Origin of the sequence: Leptolyngbya sp. O-77 (assembly GCF_001548395.1) — a bacterium.
Classification (GTDB): domain Bacteria; phylum Cyanobacteriota; class Cyanobacteriia; order Elainellales; family Elainellaceae; genus Thermoleptolyngbya.
Genome location: NZ_AP017367.1, coordinates 3,140,434 through 3,159,968, shown reverse-complemented (window position 1 = coordinate 3,159,968; position 19,535 = coordinate 3,140,434). Strand labels below are relative to the sequence as shown.

General features: G+C 56.8%; 18 protein-coding genes and 1 other RNA gene. 8 read left to right on the top strand and 11 right to left on the bottom strand.

Features of this window, described 5'->3' with window-relative positions; all coding sequences use genetic code 11:
• Positions 1 to 40: 40 nt before the first annotated feature.
• Together O77CONTIG1_RS13460 and psbA are read right to left on the bottom strand one after the other, a co-directional pair.
• A complete protein-coding gene (locus O77CONTIG1_RS13460) occupies positions 41 to 1,030 on the bottom strand; it encodes a GNAT family N-acetyltransferase (RefSeq protein ID WP_068511327.1) in 990 nt (329 codons plus the stop codon).
• A gap of 375 nt (positions 1,031 to 1,405) precedes the next feature.
• Positions 1,406 to 2,488, bottom strand: a complete 1,083-nt coding sequence (gene psbA, locus O77CONTIG1_RS13455) for a photosystem II q(b) protein (RefSeq protein ID WP_068511325.1) — start codon at positions 2,486 to 2,488, stop codon at positions 1,406 to 1,408.
• Between the two features lie 493 nt (positions 2,489 to 2,981).
• Here psbA and purL point away from each other — a divergent pair, with 493 nt between their 5' ends.
• The 3 genes from purL (at position 2,982) to O77CONTIG1_RS13440 (ending at position 7,775) form a co-directional block, all read left to right on the top strand.
• Positions 2,982 to 5,360 (top strand): phosphoribosylformylglycinamidine synthase subunit PurL, encoded by a 2,379-nt coding sequence (gene purL, locus O77CONTIG1_RS13450; protein WP_068511322.1) that lies wholly within the window; start codon positions 2,982 to 2,984, stop codon positions 5,358 to 5,360.
• A gap of 173 nt (positions 5,361 to 5,533) precedes the next feature.
• Positions 5,534 to 7,156 (top strand): amidophosphoribosyltransferase, encoded by a 1,623-nt coding sequence (purF, locus tag O77CONTIG1_RS13445; RefSeq protein WP_084782619.1) that lies wholly within the window; start codon positions 5,534 to 5,536, stop codon positions 7,154 to 7,156.
• A 130-nt stretch (positions 7,157 to 7,286) separates the two neighbouring features.
• Positions 7,287 to 7,775 (top strand): thiol-disulfide oxidoreductase DCC family protein, encoded by a 489-nt coding sequence (locus tag O77CONTIG1_RS13440; protein ID WP_068511321.1) that lies wholly within the window; start codon positions 7,287 to 7,289, stop codon positions 7,773 to 7,775.
• A 27-nt stretch (positions 7,776 to 7,802) separates the two neighbouring features.
• Here O77CONTIG1_RS13440 and O77CONTIG1_RS13435 read toward each other — a convergent pair whose 3' ends face one another.
• From O77CONTIG1_RS13435 to O77CONTIG1_RS13425, 3 genes are all read right to left on the bottom strand, one after another.
• Positions 7,803 to 8,444 (bottom strand): cobalt-precorrin-8X methylmutase, encoded by a 642-nt coding sequence (locus O77CONTIG1_RS13435; protein ID WP_068511318.1) that lies wholly within the window; start codon positions 8,442 to 8,444, stop codon positions 7,803 to 7,805.
• A 45-nt stretch (positions 8,445 to 8,489) separates the two neighbouring features.
• Positions 8,490 to 9,278, bottom strand: a complete 789-nt coding sequence (locus tag O77CONTIG1_RS13430) for a DUF1868 domain-containing protein (protein ID WP_172799688.1) — start codon at positions 9,276 to 9,278, stop codon at positions 8,490 to 8,492.
• Positions 9,279 to 9,702: 424 nt separating this feature from the next.
• A complete protein-coding gene (locus O77CONTIG1_RS13425) occupies positions 9,703 to 10,482 on the bottom strand; it encodes a photosystem II S4 domain protein (RefSeq protein WP_068511315.1) in 780 nt (259 codons plus the stop codon).
• A 493-nt stretch (positions 10,483 to 10,975) separates the two neighbouring features.
• Between O77CONTIG1_RS13425 and O77CONTIG1_RS13420 the strand changes: the two genes are divergently transcribed.
• The gene (locus O77CONTIG1_RS13420) at positions 10,976 to 11,365 is read left to right on the top strand and encodes a VOC family protein (protein WP_068511313.1); all 390 of its coding nucleotides are present in this window, start codon (positions 10,976 to 10,978) and stop codon (positions 11,363 to 11,365) included.
• A gap of 401 nt (positions 11,366 to 11,766) precedes the next feature.
• Positions 11,767 to 12,570, top strand: coding sequence for an S-adenosyl-l-methionine hydroxide adenosyltransferase family protein (locus O77CONTIG1_RS13415; protein WP_068511311.1), 804 nt, complete (start codon positions 11,767 to 11,769; stop codon positions 12,568 to 12,570).
• A gap of 42 nt (positions 12,571 to 12,612) precedes the next feature.
• Here O77CONTIG1_RS13415 and O77CONTIG1_RS13410 read toward each other — a convergent pair whose 3' ends face one another.
• From O77CONTIG1_RS13410 to O77CONTIG1_RS13385, 6 genes are all read right to left on the bottom strand, one after another.
• Entirely contained in the window at positions 12,613 to 12,864 is a 252-nt protein-coding gene (locus O77CONTIG1_RS13410) for a hypothetical protein (protein ID WP_068511309.1), read from the bottom strand.
• 93 nt (positions 12,865 to 12,957) lie between these two features.
• Positions 12,958 to 13,158: non-coding RNA, 6S RNA (ssrS, locus tag O77CONTIG1_RS13405), on the bottom strand.
• A gap of 185 nt (positions 13,159 to 13,343) precedes the next feature.
• The gene (locus O77CONTIG1_RS13400; RefSeq protein ID WP_084782617.1) at positions 13,344 to 13,952 is read right to left on the bottom strand and encodes a thioredoxin family protein; all 609 of its coding nucleotides are present in this window, start codon (positions 13,950 to 13,952) and stop codon (positions 13,344 to 13,346) included.
• Between the two features lie 136 nt (positions 13,953 to 14,088).
• Positions 14,089 to 14,811, bottom strand: a complete 723-nt coding sequence (gene ubiE / locus O77CONTIG1_RS13395) for a bifunctional demethylmenaquinone methyltransferase/2-methoxy-6-polyprenyl-1,4-benzoquinol methylase UbiE (RefSeq protein ID WP_068511307.1) — start codon at positions 14,809 to 14,811, stop codon at positions 14,089 to 14,091.
• A 128-nt stretch (positions 14,812 to 14,939) separates the two neighbouring features.
• On the bottom strand, positions 14,940 to 16,343 hold the full coding sequence (locus O77CONTIG1_RS13390; RefSeq protein ID WP_068511306.1) for a TldD/PmbA family protein: 1,404 nt from the start codon (positions 16,341 to 16,343) through the stop codon (positions 14,940 to 14,942).
• Positions 16,344 to 16,751: 408 nt separating this feature from the next.
• Complete coding sequence (locus O77CONTIG1_RS13385; RefSeq protein ID WP_068511304.1) at positions 16,752 to 17,267, bottom strand: hypothetical protein; 516 nt, start codon at positions 17,265 to 17,267, stop codon at positions 16,752 to 16,754.
• A gap of 359 nt (positions 17,268 to 17,626) precedes the next feature.
• Between O77CONTIG1_RS13385 and O77CONTIG1_RS25205 the strand changes: the two genes are divergently transcribed.
• From O77CONTIG1_RS25205 to O77CONTIG1_RS13375, 3 genes are all read left to right on the top strand, one after another.
• Positions 17,627 to 17,791: a hypothetical protein gene (locus tag O77CONTIG1_RS25205; protein ID WP_172799687.1), complete on the top strand. Its 165-nt coding sequence runs from the start codon at positions 17,627 to 17,629 to the stop codon at positions 17,789 to 17,791.
• A 194-nt stretch (positions 17,792 to 17,985) separates the two neighbouring features.
• On the top strand, positions 17,986 to 18,987 hold the full coding sequence (gene ccsB / locus O77CONTIG1_RS13380; RefSeq protein WP_068511302.1) for a c-type cytochrome biogenesis protein CcsB: 1,002 nt from the start codon (positions 17,986 to 17,988) through the stop codon (positions 18,985 to 18,987).
• 119 nt (positions 18,988 to 19,106) lie between these two features.
• Positions 19,107 to 19,505 (top strand): KGK domain-containing protein, encoded by a 399-nt coding sequence (locus O77CONTIG1_RS13375; RefSeq protein ID WP_068511300.1) that lies wholly within the window; start codon positions 19,107 to 19,109, stop codon positions 19,503 to 19,505.
• The last annotated feature ends 30 nt before the right edge of the window (positions 19,506 to 19,535 follow it).

The window sequence follows — 19,535 nt, the reverse complement described above, 5'->3', positions numbered from 1 at the left end:
AAGCAGGTGTCGGCAGGATTTTAATTGCTGACTCCGAACTCTAACGCCAATCATCCAGCACGAACGCACCGGGATGGTTAAACGCAGGCTGGTTTGGGCAGAGCATCGCCACGCCCAGGATGTCGATGCGAAACCCCAAGCTCCGCAAAAGCTGGTACGCACCCTGCCGCTCCGTATTGACCCCGCAGATCAGGGTTGAGAGTCCACGCTGAGCCGCCAGACCTTCGCAGGCTTGCAGCAAAGAGGCGAGGGATTGGGAGGCGCGATTCGCGAAGCGATCCCTACGGGAATCGCCCGACCGCACCGCGCCAAATTTCACGTAGCAAGCGTCTTTGCCCGCTTCAGTACCTTCTCCGCAATGGCAAATCGCAAACCCCTCCAGCCGTTGATTTTCGACAGGGGAATCCTGGCTTTCCAGCAGCACGGTCTCGCCCCAGTGGCGAGCGGCAACGGTGCGAATTTCGTTGCTCAAGTCGAGTCCCTCGAACACTGTGTTGGTCAGCTCAGCACAGCGTTCCAAACTGTCTACTTGCATGGCCGCTGCCAGATCTGAATACCTCAGACCGGACTGAAGAGGGGTCTGGGAATTCTGAGGCTGAACGGGCTTGCTCATGACCGCCGTCAAACAGCGGGGGTGAAACCCGAACCGTTCGTAGAGTGCGAGGTGTTTGGGGCTGTTGGAAAACGTAAAGATGCCAAGTTGAGAGATTTGATGCTGAGCAAAATAGTCCATTGCAGCGCTGACGAGTTGCTGCCCTACCTTCTGATTCCAGTAGTCGGGATGGACGGTGAGTGGGCCAAATCCCCCAAAGCTGCCCCAGTTCACCGCAATATTTGAGCCAACGATCTGACCGTTATCTTCTGCGACGAATGCGGCGGATGGGTCGAGATACCACCGATTCATGTAGTTCATGGTTCTGGCAAAATCTTGCGGGTCGGGCAGCCCGATAAAGGTGCCAAACGCCAGCCGGAAGAGATGATCGGCGATCGCCAAATCCGCTTCCTGCATTGCCCGAATCGTAATGGCCATGAGTCTGAGTGGGTCTGGGTGGCGTTTAATCGTTGCTCATTTTCAGCAGCAGCTCAGCAGCAGCTCAATAGTAGCCAGAGGGCGATCGCCCCGATCCACAGGTCAACAAAGGTTTGCAATAACCACGCTGCAAGCCTGGACAGGAAAGGCTGGCTCACTTTGGATTTTGGATTTTGGATTTTGGATTTGCGACTTTGGATGTCTGAGCGTTTGGGAGGCTTCTAGTCATTTCATGGGTAGCGTCACTTAGGAAAGCCTATAAAATCAGCCCAAACCCTCCCCACACGAAAAAGCGCCTCCCGCAGGAGGCGCTCAGAGAAAAGCTAATCAGACAGACTCAGCAACAGCGAAGCCGAAGCCAAGCCACAGCCAGAATTAGCCATTGATTTGAGGGGCAACCAGAGCCACAGGAGCAGCCTCGCCAGCAGCCAAGTCGAGGGGGAAGTTGTGAGCGTTGCGCTCGTGCATCACTTCCATACCCAGGTTGGCGCGGTTCAGGATGTCTGCCCAGGTGTTCACCACACGACCTTGAGAGTCGATGATGGACTGGTTGAAGTTGAACCCGTTCAGGTTGAATGCCATCGTGCTGATGCCCAGCGCCGTGAACCAGATGCCGATCACAGGCCATGCACCCAGAAAGAAGTGCAAGGAACGGCTGTTGTTGAAGCTGGCGTATTGGAAGATCAGCCGACCAAAGTAGCCGTGAGCAGCCACGATGTTGTAGGTCTCTTCTTCCTGACCGAACTTGTAGCCGTAGTTCTGCGATTCAACTTCGGTCGTCTCACGCACTAGCGAGGAGGTCACCAAGGAACCGTGCATGGCGGAGAACAGGGAGCCGCCGAACACGCCTGCGACGCCCAGCATGTGGAAGGGGTGCATCAGGATGTTGTGCTCGGCTTGGAACACGAACATGAAATTGAAGGTTCCAGAGATGCCCAGGGGCATCCCGTCGGAGAAGGAGCCTTGTCCGATCGGGTAGATCAGGAACACTGCGGTTGCGGCTGCAACGGGGGCAGAGTAGGCAACGCAGATCCAGGGGCGCATCCCCAGGCGGTAGCTCAGTTCCCACTCACGTCCCATGTAGCAGAAGACGCCGATCAGGAAGTGGAAGACCACAAGCTGGTAGGGACCGCCGTTGTACAGCCACTCGTCGAGAGAGGCGGCTTCCCAGATGGGGTAGAAGTGCAGACCGATGGCGTTGCTGGAAGGAACCACTGCGCCGGTGATGATGTTGTTGCCGTACAGCAGGGAACCTGCAACGGGTTCACGGATGCCGTCGATGTCCACGGGGGGAGCAGCGATGAAGGCGATGATGAAGCATGCGGTTGCAGTCAGCAGGGTGGGGATCATCAACACGCCGAACCAGCCTACATATAGGCGGTTGTCGGTGCTGGTTACCCAGTTGCAAAACTGTTCCCATACGCTTGCACGCTCGGTGCGTTGTAGGGTAGTCGTCATGATAGATAAGTGCTTGAAAGGTATGTATTCGATACAGGTCAGCGCTCTCGCTTCCCTGTGTTAACTAATTTAGCGATACTGTTTCGCTTTGTAAAGCACTTCGCGATGCTCTTTTGATTTTTCTAAGAATTCGTACATGAATCTCTTGCTCTAAACCTCTGAAAAGCCGGAGATGCACAAGACAGCCCCATAGCAATGAGCGTTTCCTATCGCGTAACGCTTAGTAACGTGCATATCTCGGTATTGTTAGTGTTCGACAACGTAGAAGTGGGTGACAGAGGTGACAGAGTAAGAGCATCAACGGGCCATCGGGCGAAATGTAACAAAATATTGCGATCGCCCTTAAAAGCCACCCATGCGATACAGTCACTCTGCCATCGTCTGAAATATCTGGGCCGGCGGGTAAGGGGCGATCGCCTCAGCAATTCAACCCGCAGCTATACAATGAAGCTTGTCCAAAGCGCTTGCCAGCGCAACTCTCCAAAACTTGAGCATGACTGCCGCCGCATCTCCTCCGTTTTCGCCCGAAGAAATTGCTGCTGAAGGGCTAAAGCCCGAAGAATACGAAGAAATCGTCCGGCGACTGGGTCGCCATCCCAACAAAGCGGAGTTGGGCATGTTTGGCGTAATGTGGTCAGAACACTGCTGCTACAAAAACTCGCGTCCGCTGCTGAAGCAGTTTCCGACGACGGGAAAGCGCATTCTGGTCGGCCCTGGCGAAAATGCGGGCGTGGTGGATATGGGCGACGGGCTGCAACTGGCGTTTAAAATTGAGTCGCACAATCACCCCTCAGCGGTGGAGCCGTTTCAGGGTGCAGCGACGGGCGTAGGCGGCATCCTGCGAGACATTTTCACCATGGGCGCTCGGCCGATTGCCGTGCTGAATTCGCTCCGCTTTGGCAACCTGGAAGACCCGCGCACCCAGCGACTGGTGAACGGCGTGGTGGCGGGCATTGCCCACTATGGCAACTGTGTCGGCGTGCCAACGGTGGGCGGCGAGGTTTACTTTGACCCGGCTTATGCAGGCAATCCGCTGGTAAACGCAATGGCAATCGGGCTGATGGAAACGCCCGAAATTGTGAAGTCTGGCGCGTTTGGGATTGGCAATCCGGTGCTGTATGTCGGCTCGACGACCGGACGAGACGGCATGGGCGGAGCCAGCTTTGCCAGCGCTGAACTGAGCGACGAATCGATGGACGATCGCCCTGCGGTTCAGGTGGGTGACCCGTTCCTGGAAAAATCTCTGATCGAAGCCTGTCTGGAAGCCTTCAAAACCGGAGCCGTCGCCGCCGCGCAGGACATGGGCGCAGCGGGGATTACCTGCTCGACTTCGGAAATGGCAGCCAAAGGCGGTGTGGGCATCGAGCTAGACCTGGACAAAATCCCGGTTCGTGAAGCGGGCATGGCTCCCTACGAGTTTCTGCTGTCGGAATCGCAGGAGCGGATGCTGTTTGTGGCCCATGCTGGCCGCGAACAAGAGCTAATCGATATCTTCCATCGTTGGGGGCTGCACGCGGTAGTTGCCGGGCGCGTGATTGAAGAACCCGTGGTGCGAATTTTCTATCAGGGGGCGATCGCCGCTGAAGTGCCCGCCACCGCCCTTGCCGACAACACGCCGATTTATCACCGCGAACTGTTGCCCGAACCGCCTGACTACGCCCGCACCGCTTGGGCCTGGACGGAAGACCAGCTTCCCCCCAGCACCCCCGACGGCATCACGATTAACGGCACGCTCTATACCTGGAACGACCTGTTGCTGTGTCTGCTCGATAGCCCCACCATCGCCTCCAAACGCTGGGTCTATCGCCAATACGACCATCAGGTGCAAAACAACACGGTTCTGTTGCCCGGTGGAGCCGATGCCGCCGTGGTGCGCCTGCGGCCGCAGGAACCTGACAGCAAGGAGACAGCCGCAGGGAGTCCCCCACCCACCTCTGCCTTTATCAAAGCCGTCGCCGCCACCGTCGATTGCAACGCCCGCTACGTCTATCTGCATCCCTACGAAGGCGCAAAGATGGCTGTGGCAGAGGCGGCACGCAACCTGAGTTGTGTCGGGGCGGAGCCGCTGGCGGTGACAGATAATCTCAACTTTGGCAGTCCCGAAAAGCCGATTGGCTACTGGCAACTGGCAGAAGCCTGTCGGGGACTGGCGGAAGCCTGTCGGGAACTGCAAACGCCTGTGACTGGCGGCAACGTATCGCTGTATAACGAGACGCTGGATGCCGACGGCAAGCCGCAGCCAATTTATCCTACGCCTGTTGTGGGCATGGTGGGCTTGGTCGAAGATTTGCGCCGGGTGTGTGGGCTGGGCTGGAAAACACCTGGTGCAGCGATCTACCTGCTGGGAGCGGATGCAGTACCCACGCTGGGCGCTTCGGAATATCTGGCAGTGGTTCACCAAACCGTGGCAGGGCGGCCGCCGGAGGTGAATTTTGACCTGGAGCGGCGCGTGCAGGCGGCCTGTCGAGAAGGCATTCGGCGGGGTTGGGTGGAGTCGGCCCACGACTGCGCCGAGGGCGGACTGGCGGTGGCGCTGGCGGAATGCTGCATTGGCAGTAACCTGGGCGCAACGGTGGCACTGCCAGCTCACGATGCAGGGGCGATCTCGGTTTCCCCCCGTCTGGACACGCTGCTGTTTGGCGAAGCAGGGGCACGGATTTTAGTCTCGGTTGCGCCGGATTGTATGGCAGATTGGGACGCTTACTTAAGAGAGCAATTGGGCGATCGCTGGCAAACGTTAGGACGGGTCGCAGACGCAACCGCACCCCTGCAAATTTCTACCACCGACGGTCACTGTCTGATAAACGCTAGCATGGCGGAGATGGGCGATCGCTGGTTGAATGCGATTGAGCGTCGTCTCGCCGCCGACTGATTCTGCCTGTAGACCTACGCCCGCCAACTGTGCCGAATGTCCGTAAGATTCCCCCTTGCTTCGCTGCAAGCCTGTGAGAGGATTAAGGGATTGTTACAAACAAGTTAAGCCCTTTCCCTTGGGACTCCGCCTAATCTCCCCATTCCAAACCCCGAATCCTTTGGAGACACGCCATGATGCCCGACGATGAAGATTGTCTGCCGCCTGCTAGGTTTGAGTCGTATGAGCCAGAGGAGGGCGATCGCCCTGACAAGCCCGAAGAAGCTTGCGGTGTGTTTGGCGTATACGCACCGGGTGAGGATGTCGCCAAGCTAACCTATTTTGGGCTGTTTGCGCTCCAGCATCGCGGGCAAGAGTCGGCAGGCATTGCCACCTACGAGGGCACCTCCGTTTCAGAAGTGAGTCGCTACCGCAACGTTGCGCCGCTGGATCTGCAATTGCATCTATATAAAGAGATGGGGCTAGTGACGCAGGTCTTCAGCGAACAGATCCTCGCAACGCTCAAAGGCGGACTGGCCGTGGGACACACGCGCTATTCCACGACGGGATCGAGCCGCGTGGTCAACGCCCAGCCCGCAGTGGTGCAAACTCGGCTCGGCCCGCTAGCGCTGGCCCACAACGGCAACCTGGTCAATGCTGGAATCCTGCGAGAGGAACTGCTGCAACAAAACGCCCAACTTCAAACCACGACCGATTCTGAATCGATCGCCTTTGCAGTCGCCGAAGCGGTGAACAGCGGCATGGACTGGCTGGACGGGGCGATCGCCGCCTTCAAGCGCTGCCAAGGAGCCTTTAGCCTGGTGATCGGCACGCCCGCCGGACTGCTCGTCACCCGCGACCCCAACGGTATTCGCCCGCTGGTGATCGGCACGCTGCCCGACGACGAGCGCGATCGCACCTCTCGCTATGTTGTGGCCTCAGAAACCTGTGGGCTAGACATTATCAATGCCGAATACCTGCGCGACGTGGAGCCAGGCGAACTGGTCTGGATCAACGAGCAGGGCTTGCACTCCGTCCGCTGGGCCGAACCCCAAACCCGAAAGCTGTGCATCTTCGAGATGATCTACTTCGCCCGCCCTGACAGCCTTATGCATGAGGAAAGCCTCTATAGCTATCGGCTGCGGCTGGGCAAGCAACTGGCGATAGAAAATCCTGCCGATGTGGACCTGGTGATGGGCGTGCCTGATTCGGGGGTTCCCGCCGCCATCGGCTACTCCCGCGAATCCAAAGTGCCCTACGCCGAGGGTCTGATCAAAAATCGCTACGTAGGGCGAACCTTTATTCAGCCGACCCAGAGTATGCGCGAGGCTGGCATTCGCATGAAGCTCAATCCGCTGCGCGATGTGCTGGTGGGCAAGCGGATTTTGATCGTGGACGATTCGCTGGTGCGGGGCAACACCAGCCGCAAGATCGTGAAAGCGCTCCGGGATGCGGGCGCAACAGAAGTCCACATGCGGATTTCCTCACCCCCGGTGACGCACCCCTGCTTTTATGGCATCGACACCGATTCGCAGGATCAACTCATCGCCGCGACCAAAACCGTTGAAGAAATCGCCCACCAGATTGGCGTCGATTCCCTCGCCTATCTGAGTTGGGAGGGAATGCTCCAGGCCACACAGACCGACACCGAAAGCTTTTGCTCGGCCTGCTTTACGGGCAACTATCCGGTGCCGGTGCCAGAGCAGGTGAAGCGCTCGAAGCTGATGTTTGAGAAGCTAGAGAAGGAAAAGCTAGAAAGAGGAAAGGCCGCCCAGGCAAAAATCGAGTCTCCGCTTTCGCAACCTGCGTCGGTGTAATTGTTTTTTTAATTGCTTTATTTTTCTTAAAATAAAGGGCAGGATGCTTCCGGGTTCTGCTGCTGAGTGTTCTGCGCTTTATTCTTCAAAATCCTTCAAAATTTCCCAAAGTTTCTCAAAGTTTATTTCTATGGCTTCATCTCCAATGGTTTCCGAGTCTTCCGCCGTGCCTGCGCCAGATGTTGCGACACCGACTTGGCAGGTCAAGCTGCTTTACGATGGCGAGTGCCCGCTTTGTGTCAGAGAGGTCAACTTCTTGCGGGCAAAAGATGCTGGGCGGGGGCTGGTGGAATTTGTAGACATCGCCGCAGAGAACTACGACCCAGCCGAGCATGGCGGCGTAGAGTTTGAAACGGCAATGGGACGGATTCACGCAGTTCTGGCAGACGGCAGCGTGATCAAAAACGTGGAAGTGTTTCGCCAGGTCTACGACGTGCTGGGCATGGGCTGGATTTATGCGATTACCAAAGTGCCTGTCGTTGGGGCGATCGCCGACTGGCTGTATGGCATTTGGGCAGCGTGGCGCTTGCGGCTGACGGGCCGCCCCGACCTGGCAGAACTGGTGCGTCAGCGGCAAGAACGGCGGGCGTGTAACGAGGGCGATCGCTGCCAGGTGTAGAGGTTGGAGAACGGCAGAAATCCTTGGTTAAGCAAGTCTGTGAGCATCTTCCCAGGCTAAAGCCAGCAGCGCATTGACGATCGCCGCAGCCACGGCTGAGCCACCTTTTCGTCCTTCAACCCGAATCTGAGGGAGCATCGTGCTTGCCAGGGCAGCTTTTGATTCCAGCACAGAGATAAACCCAACTGGTGCGCCGATCACCAGCGCGGGCTGAGTTTTGGCGGTTTGTGTGGCGTGGCAGAGGGCAAGGAGCGCCGTCGGTGCGTTGCCAATAGCGTAAATCGCGTCGGGGTATTGTTCGCAGCAGCGCAAAATGCCCGTTTCGGTGCGGGTCTTTCCTGGCAGGGCTGCGTCGGCCGCTTCGACAGCCGTCACGATCGGATTGCAAAACGTTTTGGCGACCATTGTGGCGATACCCTGGCGCACCATGCTGACATCCACCACGATCGGCGACTGGCGCTGCAAAGCGGCGATCGCCCCCACAATCGCGCCCTCGCCAAACCGCAGCAGATCTTTGAACTCAAAATCCGCCGTGCTGTGGATCACCCGGCGGGCGATCGCATATTCCGCCGGATCAAAACCGTGGGGCCCAATTTCCCGGTCAATGACCGCAAAACTCTGCTCCACAATTGGATGATTCAGCGGGGACAGGGGAGGTTCACCGCTCATCCTTCATCCTTTCGATCAAAAACTAACGGCTCAAAAACTAACGGCTCAAAAACTAACGGTTGCCCAGTCTGGCTCACGATAGTAGCGCGTCATGTCGTCAAACTTTCGCAGCTCAGCGCGGTGAACCCAGAGCGGCTGCGGATCGGTCGCGTCGAGCCAGTCGTTGTTGATGCTGCTGAGGCGATCGCTCAGGGCCTCGCGGTCGAGCGTGTCGGGCAACTGGCCAAAATAGCCCAGCGTGACGTGTGCCGTCAGGTGATACTGCTGCTCGATGCCTAGCGCGATTAGGTCATGGTCTTGATAAATCAGTCGGCGCAGCGCCACGATCTGCTGATAAGAAGCTTCATCTTTGGGCAGCAGACACACCCCCACGGCGCGGGGCATCACAATCAGCCCCAAGATCTGCCAGTAAATGGGCTGTGCGCCCTCTACGGAAGCCTGAAACTGCTCGAACAAGATGCGGAGGCGATCGCGCAATTTTCGCTCAAACTCGGCATCTTCTTCTACCGCATGGTGAAAAGCGCTGTCCCAAATCAAGTCAGCCAGCGTCATATGAAAGCTGTCAGGCGGCACGGGCACCAGCATTCCTGGCTCAAGCTCCTGCACTACGCGCTGCTGGAGCGCTTGCAACTGCTCATAGAACGAGCCATTTTCCGAATCGTCTACCCAGGGCGGCGTAATGATGCTGTAGCCTGGGAACGGCGACGGCTGGATTTGTCCGTCTTTTGGATAAAACTTGGGAGAAGGCTGAATGTGCTGCACCTGGGTCTTGCGAGCTTCGGGCAGCGTCATCCGGGCAATCCGGTTAATGTGAATCTGAAAAGTCTCGTCCAACGCTTAATCGCCTCGTTTACTAAACGGTGTTGCCGATTGATAAATTACCAACTACAAATTACCAACTACCTACTAATTAATCACTACAGAGGTAGAGAAACTAATAAAACCAGCGGCTCTGCTCAAAACCAGGAACACTGTACCGGAATACCGTGCCGAAACAGTATCACCCCGCCTCACAGAACCCCTGCACTAGCAAAAATATCCTTTTTAAGAACCTTAATAACAGTTTAGAGAACTATCGCTTGGGAACATTCCCTTAATGTAGCGGGAAACGGGGCATGGGGGGATGATCTTGCAGGGCGATCGCCCGACCAGGAATCACGCTAGACCCATCTCAGACCATCTTAAAAGCATTAACCAACTAGCCAGCGGGCCCTTACCTAGGTGCGTAACAGGCTTGCTGCTATGCCCACTAGAGCCACTACATAAACCGCGTCATTTGCACGCGATAGCGATCTTTCTTTGTAACAGCAATTTCTCCGACCTCCAGTCGCCCTTTGCCGCGAATCGCCACCAGATCGCCCGACTTGAGTGGGTGGCTAGGCTGGGTGATGTCTTTCCAGTTCACCCGCACGTCGCCTGCGCTGATCAGGTCTACCATTTTGCTGCGCGACATGCCAAAGCCCGCTGAGGCGATCGCATCCAGCCGCAGCGACGCTTCCACCGTGGTCATTTCCTTCTTCTTGGGTTCGCGGACTTTTAGCTCAGCAAAGTCCAATCGGCGCGTCTTCACGGGCACTGACCGCACCTGCGTCAGCCCCATTTCCAAAAACTCCACCAGTTCGGGCACCACTACCGCCTGCGCCCCGCGTTCCCCCAGTACCAAAATATCGCCCACCTTCTCGCGCACAATGCCCGTGCCCAGCAGCGCCCCCAAAAAATCGCGGTGGGTCGCCGGGTCAAACAAGAAGTTGCCGTTAATATCCAGCGCCGCCAGCGCCACCTGGCTCTCGTCGAGAGGAATTTCGGGACGGGCGATCGCCATGCGCTGCCGTTCGGCCTGCGGATAGCCGCCCCACGCCAGCAGATGCACCTCCGCCAGCCGCCCCAGCATTTGCCGTGCCTCGGCCAGTTCCGGTGGAGACAGAAAATCTGTACACACGACCTCCCAGGTCTTGATCGCCTGCTCTGCCCGATCCAGCACGCGCACCGCCACTTCACGGTTTTCGATTCCCTTCAGCAATTCGTCTCTGGGCAGCATAGGCAGGCAGCGAGGAAGACAGGACAAAGCCCTAAAGCTTCATTCTATCTGGGGATGATAGAGGCAGGGAAAGGGGCGATCGCTCGGCTTGGAGAGATTTTGGATTTTGGATTTTGGATTGCCAGTGAACTGGTTTCAAGGCTTCTGGCAATTTCATTCGTCGCGCCACGCAGGAGAATTGATCGTGCAGCAGAGAGAATAAACTGCTGTTTCTGCATATATTTCTGCATAGCAGCTTGACGTAAAACGCCCTCATCCCTTGCCCAATCTGTTGCGGAAATTAGGGGATGTATCGAAGCAATAAATCACAGCAGGCGGCCCGCTGAAAAATCGCGTTTAGCCCACACTGTTGGAGCGACTAAGGCATTAACACAACGAACAAATTTCGTCGTAACAAAGACCTTCGCATTCGTTTACACTACTTTGCGAAGCTTTATCCACAGTTAAATTAGTGCCTCTGTACGATGAAAAGGTTGAGCTTGTGTACGCAGGTATGAAATTTCAGTCTATGGTGCCCATGCTGGCGGTTGCCGATGTCGGCCGCAGCATCCATTTCTATACACAAACACTTGGATTTCAGTTGATGGGGCTGTTGGAAAATGGCGGCAAGCCCTTTTGGGCCCGCTTCAAAGCAGATGAGGATGTGGAGCTAATGGTGACGACTCGCGATGCGAATGACGACCGCGCAGAGGGCGAGTTCCGGGATGTGGTGCTTTATTTCTACCCAGAGAGCGTGGAGCGAGTCCGCGCCCACCTGATCGACAGCGGCATGGTGGTCGGCAAAACGGTGGTCACGTTTTATGGCATGAACGAGATTCGCATTACCGATCCGGACGGCTACGAACTGTGTTTTGGCGAAAATGCCCAACTCCAAGAAGCCTGAATTCGGGATTGGGCTGCAACCCATCTGCAACCAATTTTTGCCCAAGTTATAATTCGCGTCTGAAATTCATCCCCCTTTGATCAAGCGCCTTCCTATCAACCTTTCATCAGCCTTTGAAAAGGCAACGTTTTGAGAGTTATCATCCAAAAGTTTTCACAAGAGTTGCCACGTTTTTGTTAACCTCTTGAGCTTTAAGCCATCTAAGCGAATTCAAGCTTTAGTTTTGAAAGCCCCTTTTACTTTGAAAGCCCCCACTGAAAAACTCCCACTTGAGCTCCTCCACTTGAAATTCCTACAATCGTTCTCGCGAAAGACACTAAAAAATTCTTATAAGAATTTTAATGTATTTTCTTAAACGCATTTCTGTCTTCCTGCAAAACGTTATGTAATTCCTCATTCTGATGGGAGTTCTCACGCTACTCACCGACTTTGGGCTGACGGATACCTACGTTGGGGTGATGAAAGGGGCGATCGCCCAAATTAATCCCACGCTGACGGTCATCGACCTGACCCATCAGATCCCACCACAGGACATCGCCGCCGCCCGCTTTCACCTGATGACGGCCTATCCCTATTTTCCGGCGGGCACGGTGCATGTGGCGGTGGTCGATCCGGGTGTGGGTGGGCAGCGGCGGGCGATCGCGCTTCAGTTGTCAGACGGCTATCTCGTCGGGCCAGACAATGGCCTGTTTGGCGGCGTGCTGGAGCATCGTCCTGTGCTAGCAGCGGTAGAACTCACCAACTCGGCCTACTGGCGCACGCCCAGCCCCAGCGCCACGTTTCACGGCCGCGATGTGTTTGCCCCCGTGGGCGCATACCTAGCTCGCGGCGTGGCGCTGGCAGAACTGGGACGGGCGATCGCCCCCGATTCGCTAATTCAGCTCGACCTACCGCCCTGGAATCGAGAGGGCCAAGTTCTGACAGGACATATCCAGGCAATCGACCATTTTGGCAACGCTATTACTACGATTCCCGGCTCTGCGGTGTCGGGATGCACTTGGAATCTGCGCGTGGGCGTTGGCGCTAGCCCTGCGGAGCAATATGCTTCGATTCCGAGCGGCAAAACCTATGCGGACTCGAACCCTGGCGATCTGCTGGCGCTGATTGGTAGCCACGGCTATGTCGAGATTGCCTGCAACAGGGGCAATGCTCAACAGCAGTTGGGATTGGCAGTTGGCGATAGCGTCCGGCTGGATTTGGGCTAGGCTGGGGCGATCGCCCGCTAGAGTCTTTTCATTGCGTTTTCCCTAACGCCAGCGCAGATAGGACACGCCGCGATAGGTCAGCCGAATGGCGGCATCAGGGGCTTCTGTGGGAGGGGCAGCCGACTTCTGGGCGGATGCCCCAGTCTGTGGGTCAAAACTGCTCACCGCTTGCCCCAAAGGAGCCGATGGAACACGGGCACGCCAGCGGGCAATCTTTCGCCGCGAGGCCAGCACCAACGCCCACAGCACCAGCCCCACCAGCGTCACCGCTGACCATTGCAGCACATCATCCATCCCAAAACGCTCCCCAGCCCTGCATACGAAAATTCCCCCGCCCAACAGACAGAGGAATTTTGATTGAGAATTACTTCAAAGAGAATGACTTAAAAGTTCCCCACAACGCCGTCTTACCTCAGTTTTTGACCTGGATAAATCCAGGTGGGACTCTCGGCCTCGATTTAAAGTTTCTGAGTACAAGCTTGTGGCCAAGACAGGCTCAGTCTACTGCCATCGAGACATCACGACTCCCGTTTAGTCGAAGCATAGATCATAAAACGTTATTGGCAGTCACCAACGCCGCAGTAGAACTAAGCCCCATTGTAGCGACATTCGACACGCCGCTGGCAAGACGGAAAACCGAAACTCTACCTGTGGGCTGAGTTTTGGGGCTGAGCTTTGGGGCTGAGTTTTGCAAATTACGGGCTTTGCTTGAGTAGCAACGCCTCTAGCCCTATCCCGCTAGGGCAGTGCCTTCTAAATTCCTAACCCCGCCCTTAACCCTGCTCGTAACCCCGATTTACCTGGCTGCCGTGGCTACGCGGGTCGTCGGGCGTGGCTTTGGCAGCGGCGGTGTTGACTTTAGAAACCTGTCCGCTGGCAGGCGCATAGGGCAAGGGGGTATTGTTCGACAGCGCTTCTAGATTTGCAGCCATCACGGTGCGGGGCTGTTCGCCGATGATGCTGGCGATCGCCTCTCCCTGCCGATTGAGATACACAAAATGCGGAATGCCATCGACTCGATAGGCTAGCATCTCTGGCAGCCAGCGGTCATTGTCTACATTCAGCATGACAAAATTGACGCGATCGCCATACTCGTTTTCCAGCTCGATCAAGTCTTGCGCCATCGCCTGACAGCTCGTACACCAGTTGGCGTAGAACTCCATCATCGTGGGTTTACTGTTGGCCAGGGCTTCCTCCAAGGGCACTGCGGATTCGGCCAGCGCCGCCAAGTTGCTGGAGCCGTTGGGCGATTGCAGCCCGAAAAAGATTGAGGTGCTGAGGGCGATCGCCACCATTGCAATCAGAAAATTCCGAATGCGGGCGGCATTTCCGGGTTCAGACGGTGGCATGGGGAAGGCGGATTTTGGGGGTTGGGCGGTCATGGTGGGTTGAGGGTGACAGCGATTTGGGACTTTAGATTTTGAGTTTTGGATTTTGGATTGCGGGTCTAACCTACCTGGTTTAGATGATGGCAATCTCGTTTCTTCTATCCTATCCTCAGGGCTGCGATCGCCCAGATCACCAGTCGCGGGGGTTGGTGGCGACCAGCACACCCATCATTCCTCCGGCGATCGCGTGGTGTTCGGCATAGGCAAACCCAGCTTGTTTCGCCAGGCGCACTTGCTCCGGGCCCTGGGGAAACCGCTCCAGGCTGGGGAAGATGTAGGCGTATTCGTCTTTCATGCCCAGTCGGGCCGCCGTGGGCACCACCAGCGTATCCAGATACCACTGTTGGAAGGCTTGCAGTTGGGGCTGGTCGGGGCGGTGAAAGTCGAGAATGGCAACCGACGCGCCGGGTTTCAGGACGCGATGCAGTTCTGCCAGCGCTTTGGAAATGTCCACCACGTTTCGCAGGCCGTAGCCCATCGTGGCCGCATCAAACTCGTTGTCGCCAAAGGGCAAATCCAGCGCGTCGCCTTCGACCCAGGTGACCTTGAGGGGAATCGTCGATTGAGCAGTGCGTTGCTGGGCGATTGCCAACTGGTTTGTCGAAAAATCTAGCCCCACAACTTCCCCAGTTGCGCCCGCCCGCCACGCCAGCAGTCGCGCCAGATCGCCACTGCCACAGCACACATCCAAGCAGCGATCGCCCGGTTTTGCGCCGCTCCAGCCGACGGTCATGCGTTTCCAGACGCGATGAAACATCAGGCTCAGCCCATCGTTCAGCAAGTCATAAACGGGCGCGATGCGGTTAAAGATGGCTTGAATTTCGGAAGATTGAGAGTTGGAAGATTGAGACACAGCGAAGGGAGGTTACGAGAGACGGTGAACCAGGTATCCGTCGTTTGGGATTGAGCTACTGGGTTGACTGGCTAGGTTGGCTGATTGGGTTGGCTTGTTGAGTTGGCGGACTGGGTTAGTGTGCAGGCCTATTCTTCGGGCACTTCGCCGCCGACGACGATATTGCGAATGCGGAGACTGGGGCCGCCGCAGCCCACGGGTAGCCCGCTCTGGCCGCCCTTGCCGCAGCCGCCCGACTCGTCCCAGAGAAAATCATCGGCGATCGCCTCAATATCCGCCAGCGTGGTAAACACATTGCCCGATAGCGTCACATCGCGCACGGGTTCAGCCAGTTGCCCATTGCGAATCATCCAGGCCTCGCCCGCCGTAAAGGTAAACATTTCGCCGTTGGTCATGCCGCCAATCCAGTTGCGGGCGTAGACCCCTTCCTGGATATCGGTGCAGAGGTCGGCAACGGGCGTAGCGCCAGGGGCAATCCAGGTGTTGGTCATGCGGACAATGGGCGGATAGTGATAGTCCAGACAGCGGGCGTTTCCAGTAGCCGCTTCACCCAGTTTGCCCGCCGTTTCGCGAGAATGGAGCCGCCCCACCAGTACCCCGTCCTGAATCAGTTGCGTTGTGGTGGCGGGCACACCTTCATCGTCATAGGCATAGCTGCCACGATGTCCCTCCGGGGCCGCGCCGTCAAAAATTTGCAGCTCTGGAGAGCCAAACCGTCGCCCCAGCGTCATCACTTCCATCAAGTCGGGATTTTCATAGGTCATGTCAGCTTCCGACAGGTGACCAAAGGCTTCATGCACAAACAGCCCGGTCAGGATGGGGTCAATGACGACGGTGTAGGTATTGCCCTTGACGGGCGGCAGTGAGAGCGCATTGACAGCCCGCTGCGCTGCGCCGCGCACCTGCTCGTCCAGGTTTTCCAGGTCTTCATAGCCCTTCCGCGAACCCGTGGTCTCGCGCCCCGTTTGCACAGTTTCCCCATTCCGAGCGGTGGCGGCAAAGCGCATTTCCATATCTGCCCAGGACTGCTCGATCAGCGTGCCATCGGAGGTGGCCAGCAGCATGTGCTGGATGCTGTCGCCATAGCGGACAGAGGTGGTGGTGATGCGATCATCCACGCTGCGAAGAATGTCAGCATAGTGACTACAGAGTTCCTTTTTGCGGGCTAGGGGGACATGACGAGGGTCTGTCCCTGCTAGCACAAGGGGGCGGACATCGCGAACCGGATCAACCGGGGCCAGCAGAGTTTCGTCATCCCCCACCAGCCGAGCCGCGGCGATCGCCTCTTCAATTCGCTCCACCAGCGTTTCCAGCCGATTGAAACTGGCAAAGCCCCAGCCACCCTGATAGCAAGCCCGTACCTGGCCGCCTACGGCAATCCCTTCGCTGAGGGTTTCTACCTTGCCGCCCCGCAGCAAAATGTCGGTGGCTTCTGATTCTTCTAGCCGAATCGAGAGATAGTCCACACGGGGGCTGTAACGGGCGATAAGGTCGCTCAGCAGGTTTTGGGCATCGGAGAGACGGATGGACATAGCGCTAGGAGGAGAGGATCTGGGAGTTGGAGAAGTGCCAGCACTCCTTACCTTGCAGCATAACTCGGACTGAGTTCGTTATACCGATTTTGGATTCTAGATTGGCGATTTAGGTGAATTAAACTGGGGATTTTTGAATGGACAGTTTTTGAATGGACAATTTTTGGATGGACAATTTTTGGATGGATGACTTTAGATTGCTAGAGATTGCTAGAGATTACTAGAGATTACTAGAGATTGCTAGAGATTACTAGAGATTGCTAGAGATTGCTAGTCCAGTGCTTGGATTTTGCCGCCAGAAAAATGCCCCAATTGCACAAGCGGCAAACCGAGGCATTGCAGATTCCTCAGGCGCTATGGGCACAGGATGAGGTCGCTGTGCAGCCTGGGAGAGGGCTGCACAGCGACCTACCACAAGCCAGGAATCGGTGCAGGGGCGGGCGCGGGCGCAGGGGCGGGCGCAGGGCGCGGAACGGGCTGTGCTTGAGTTTGCTGCACCAGCGTTGGGCGGTTGAAGCGAGGCACGTTGGCAGGGCGGGTGGTCACTTCAATTTCGCTCACTTCGATTACCTCGGCAACGCCGATCAGCCGGGCTACGCAGCGCGTAGAGTTGGTTCCGCCTTCGACTGCTACAGATGCAGATTCTAGATCGTTGTCAGTGGAGAGCGTGTAGGTGCCATCGCTGTAGGTGTCGTCGCTGGTTTGAGACAATTCGATGATGTCGCCGTAGATGCCGTCTGTGACAGGATCGACGAAGGCAATGCGAGCGCGATCGCTGTAATATTCTGCTCGGAAGCTCTGCCCTCTGGCACAGTCATAGCGGACCGTGGTGACGGTTTCTGCCTGGGCGGGCACGGCGGCGATCGCCCCCAGGGTCAACATTGAAAAAATTGAAAAACCAGAACCGATCAGATGTTTTTTCATGAGTCTCACACCTAGAGTTTCAAAAAATTCCAAGTCACGTCTGGAGTAACATTTTGGTAACGTCTCAATGGGCCGGTCGATGCCGAGTCAACGCCGAGTCAGTTCAACGAACCAGCCCATCACCCTGAGGCAATCTGGCGAGCTTCATGCGGGCTGCGCGGGCTGCATTGATGCTATGACCCTCCTGCGATTGAATCATCTCTATGCAGCGAGTCCGTACAGCGAGTCGCTAGTCTGGTGAAACTCGCGGAACAATACTGGGTGATTATAGAAGAGATGTCTTATGCCGCGACAATATGCTGAGATTCTGTCGTAATTCTTAAGTTGGCGGCGGTAGTTGGCGGCGGTGGATTGGGCTGATGGAGCGCGATCGCCCTTCCCGGATGCCCCGCCATGAGTGCCCTTCGCAATTCCTGAAACCGTGGAATTCAGAATCCGCAGTCACCATGATTGGCTTTGCAGGCTTTGCGGGCGATTCGCGGAGCGATCCCTTTGGGAATCGCCCCACGAGTTCGGTAGGATAGAGAGCGGAAGCAATGCAGCGCAAACCGTAAGCGCGATGCCTTTTAGAGCGACGGTCTGAGACGCTGTTTTCTGTAATGTTGGGGAGTCGATGTTTGTGCTATCTCGGCTTCTGTCCTTCCCATCGCTCCCTTAAAGCTGTCTTGCTTGAGCGTGCTTGCTCTGTATTTAGATTTGTGTTGGAGAGGTCTGCTGAATGAATCTGGTTTCACTCCAGGGCTGGCTGGATAATGCCGCCTTTGCGGTACTGTTTGTCACGATGCTAGCGTACTGGGCAGGCGCAGCGTTCCCCACCGTGCCCTACCTACAAACGGCCGGGACGACGGGCATGGCGATCGCCAATCTCTGCATTGCAGGGCTATTGGGCGCTCGCTGGATTGAGGGCGGCTACTTTCCCCTCAGCAATCTGTATGAATCGCTGTTTTTCGTCGCCTGGGGCATCACTACCATGCATCTGCTGGCAGAAAACATGAGCCGCAGCCGCCTAGTAGGTGCCGTCACCGCACCCGTGGCGATGGGCATCGCGGCCTTTGCGGCGCTGTCCCTGCCCGATGCGATGCAGCATTCCGAGCCGCTGGTGCCCGCGCTCAAGTCCAATTGGCTGATGATGCATGTCAGCGTCATGCTGCTGAGCTACGCCGCGCTGATGGTGGGGGCCCTGATGGCGATCGCCTTTTTGATTGTGACGCGGGGGCAGGAGGTCGAGTTACGCGGGCAGTTCTGTGGGCACAGGGGGGCTTCCGGGGATGCCCGCTATCGCATCAAGCGAGCAGGACAGCTGGTGGACACCCTGGAGCCACGCACCGCTAGCACCGGCAACACGGCTGTCTTGGAAACTGCGCCTGCCGTTGCCGCCGCGCCCTTGTCTCCCCAACGCCTCAGCCTAGCCGACACCCTCGACAATATCAGCTATCGCATCATTGGGCTGGGCTTCCCGCTGCTGACCATCGGCATCATCGCCGGAGCCGTCTGGGCCAACGAAGCCTGGGGTTCCTACTGGAGTTGGGACCCCAAAGAAACCTGGGCGCTGATTACTTGGCTGGTCTTTGCGGCCTATCTCCATGCCCGCATCACACGCGGCTGGCAGGGTCGTCGTCCGGCTATCCTGGCGGCATCGGGCTTTTTGGTGGTATGGGTGTGCTACCTCGGCGTGAACCTGCTGGGCAAGGGGCTACATAGCTACGGCTGGTTCCTGTAAGCCAAAATTCTGCCAGTCCAGCCCTGCTCCACCAGCCAAATTCCATCAGTTAAGCGCAGCCTTGTCAGCAAAACCCTGTCAGCAAAGTTCTACGGAAATTCCAAAGAAATTCAAAAACTATGAATCAACTGCCAACGCCGCTGAGTGATGACGAAGTGATTTATGTCAGCGTAGGACGAGTGCTGATGAGCAATCCTACCTTTAAGGTGGGCGAATTTTTGGATGCGCTGGCGCAGGCGGTCAGCGAGCAGCAGGGCGATTGGTCGGATGAGTGTGAGGACTGGTTTGGCGATGGCGCTCGCTGCGAGGTGTTGCGGTTTGGCAACCAGGGCTGGCAGCGCGGGCGGGTTCGGATTCGGTTGGAGTTTTTCCCCGAAAACCAAAAGCTGCTCCAGGCAGAACGCCCCCGCCCGGAGCGCAGCGCTGGCCCGCGAGAAAAGGCAGTCCGTCCTCCCCGCGACGAAATCTACAGCCGTCGGGATGAGGTGTATGAGGTATACCGTGAGGACGATTATTAGGGGAATTCCTAATCCTAACCCCCGCTAACC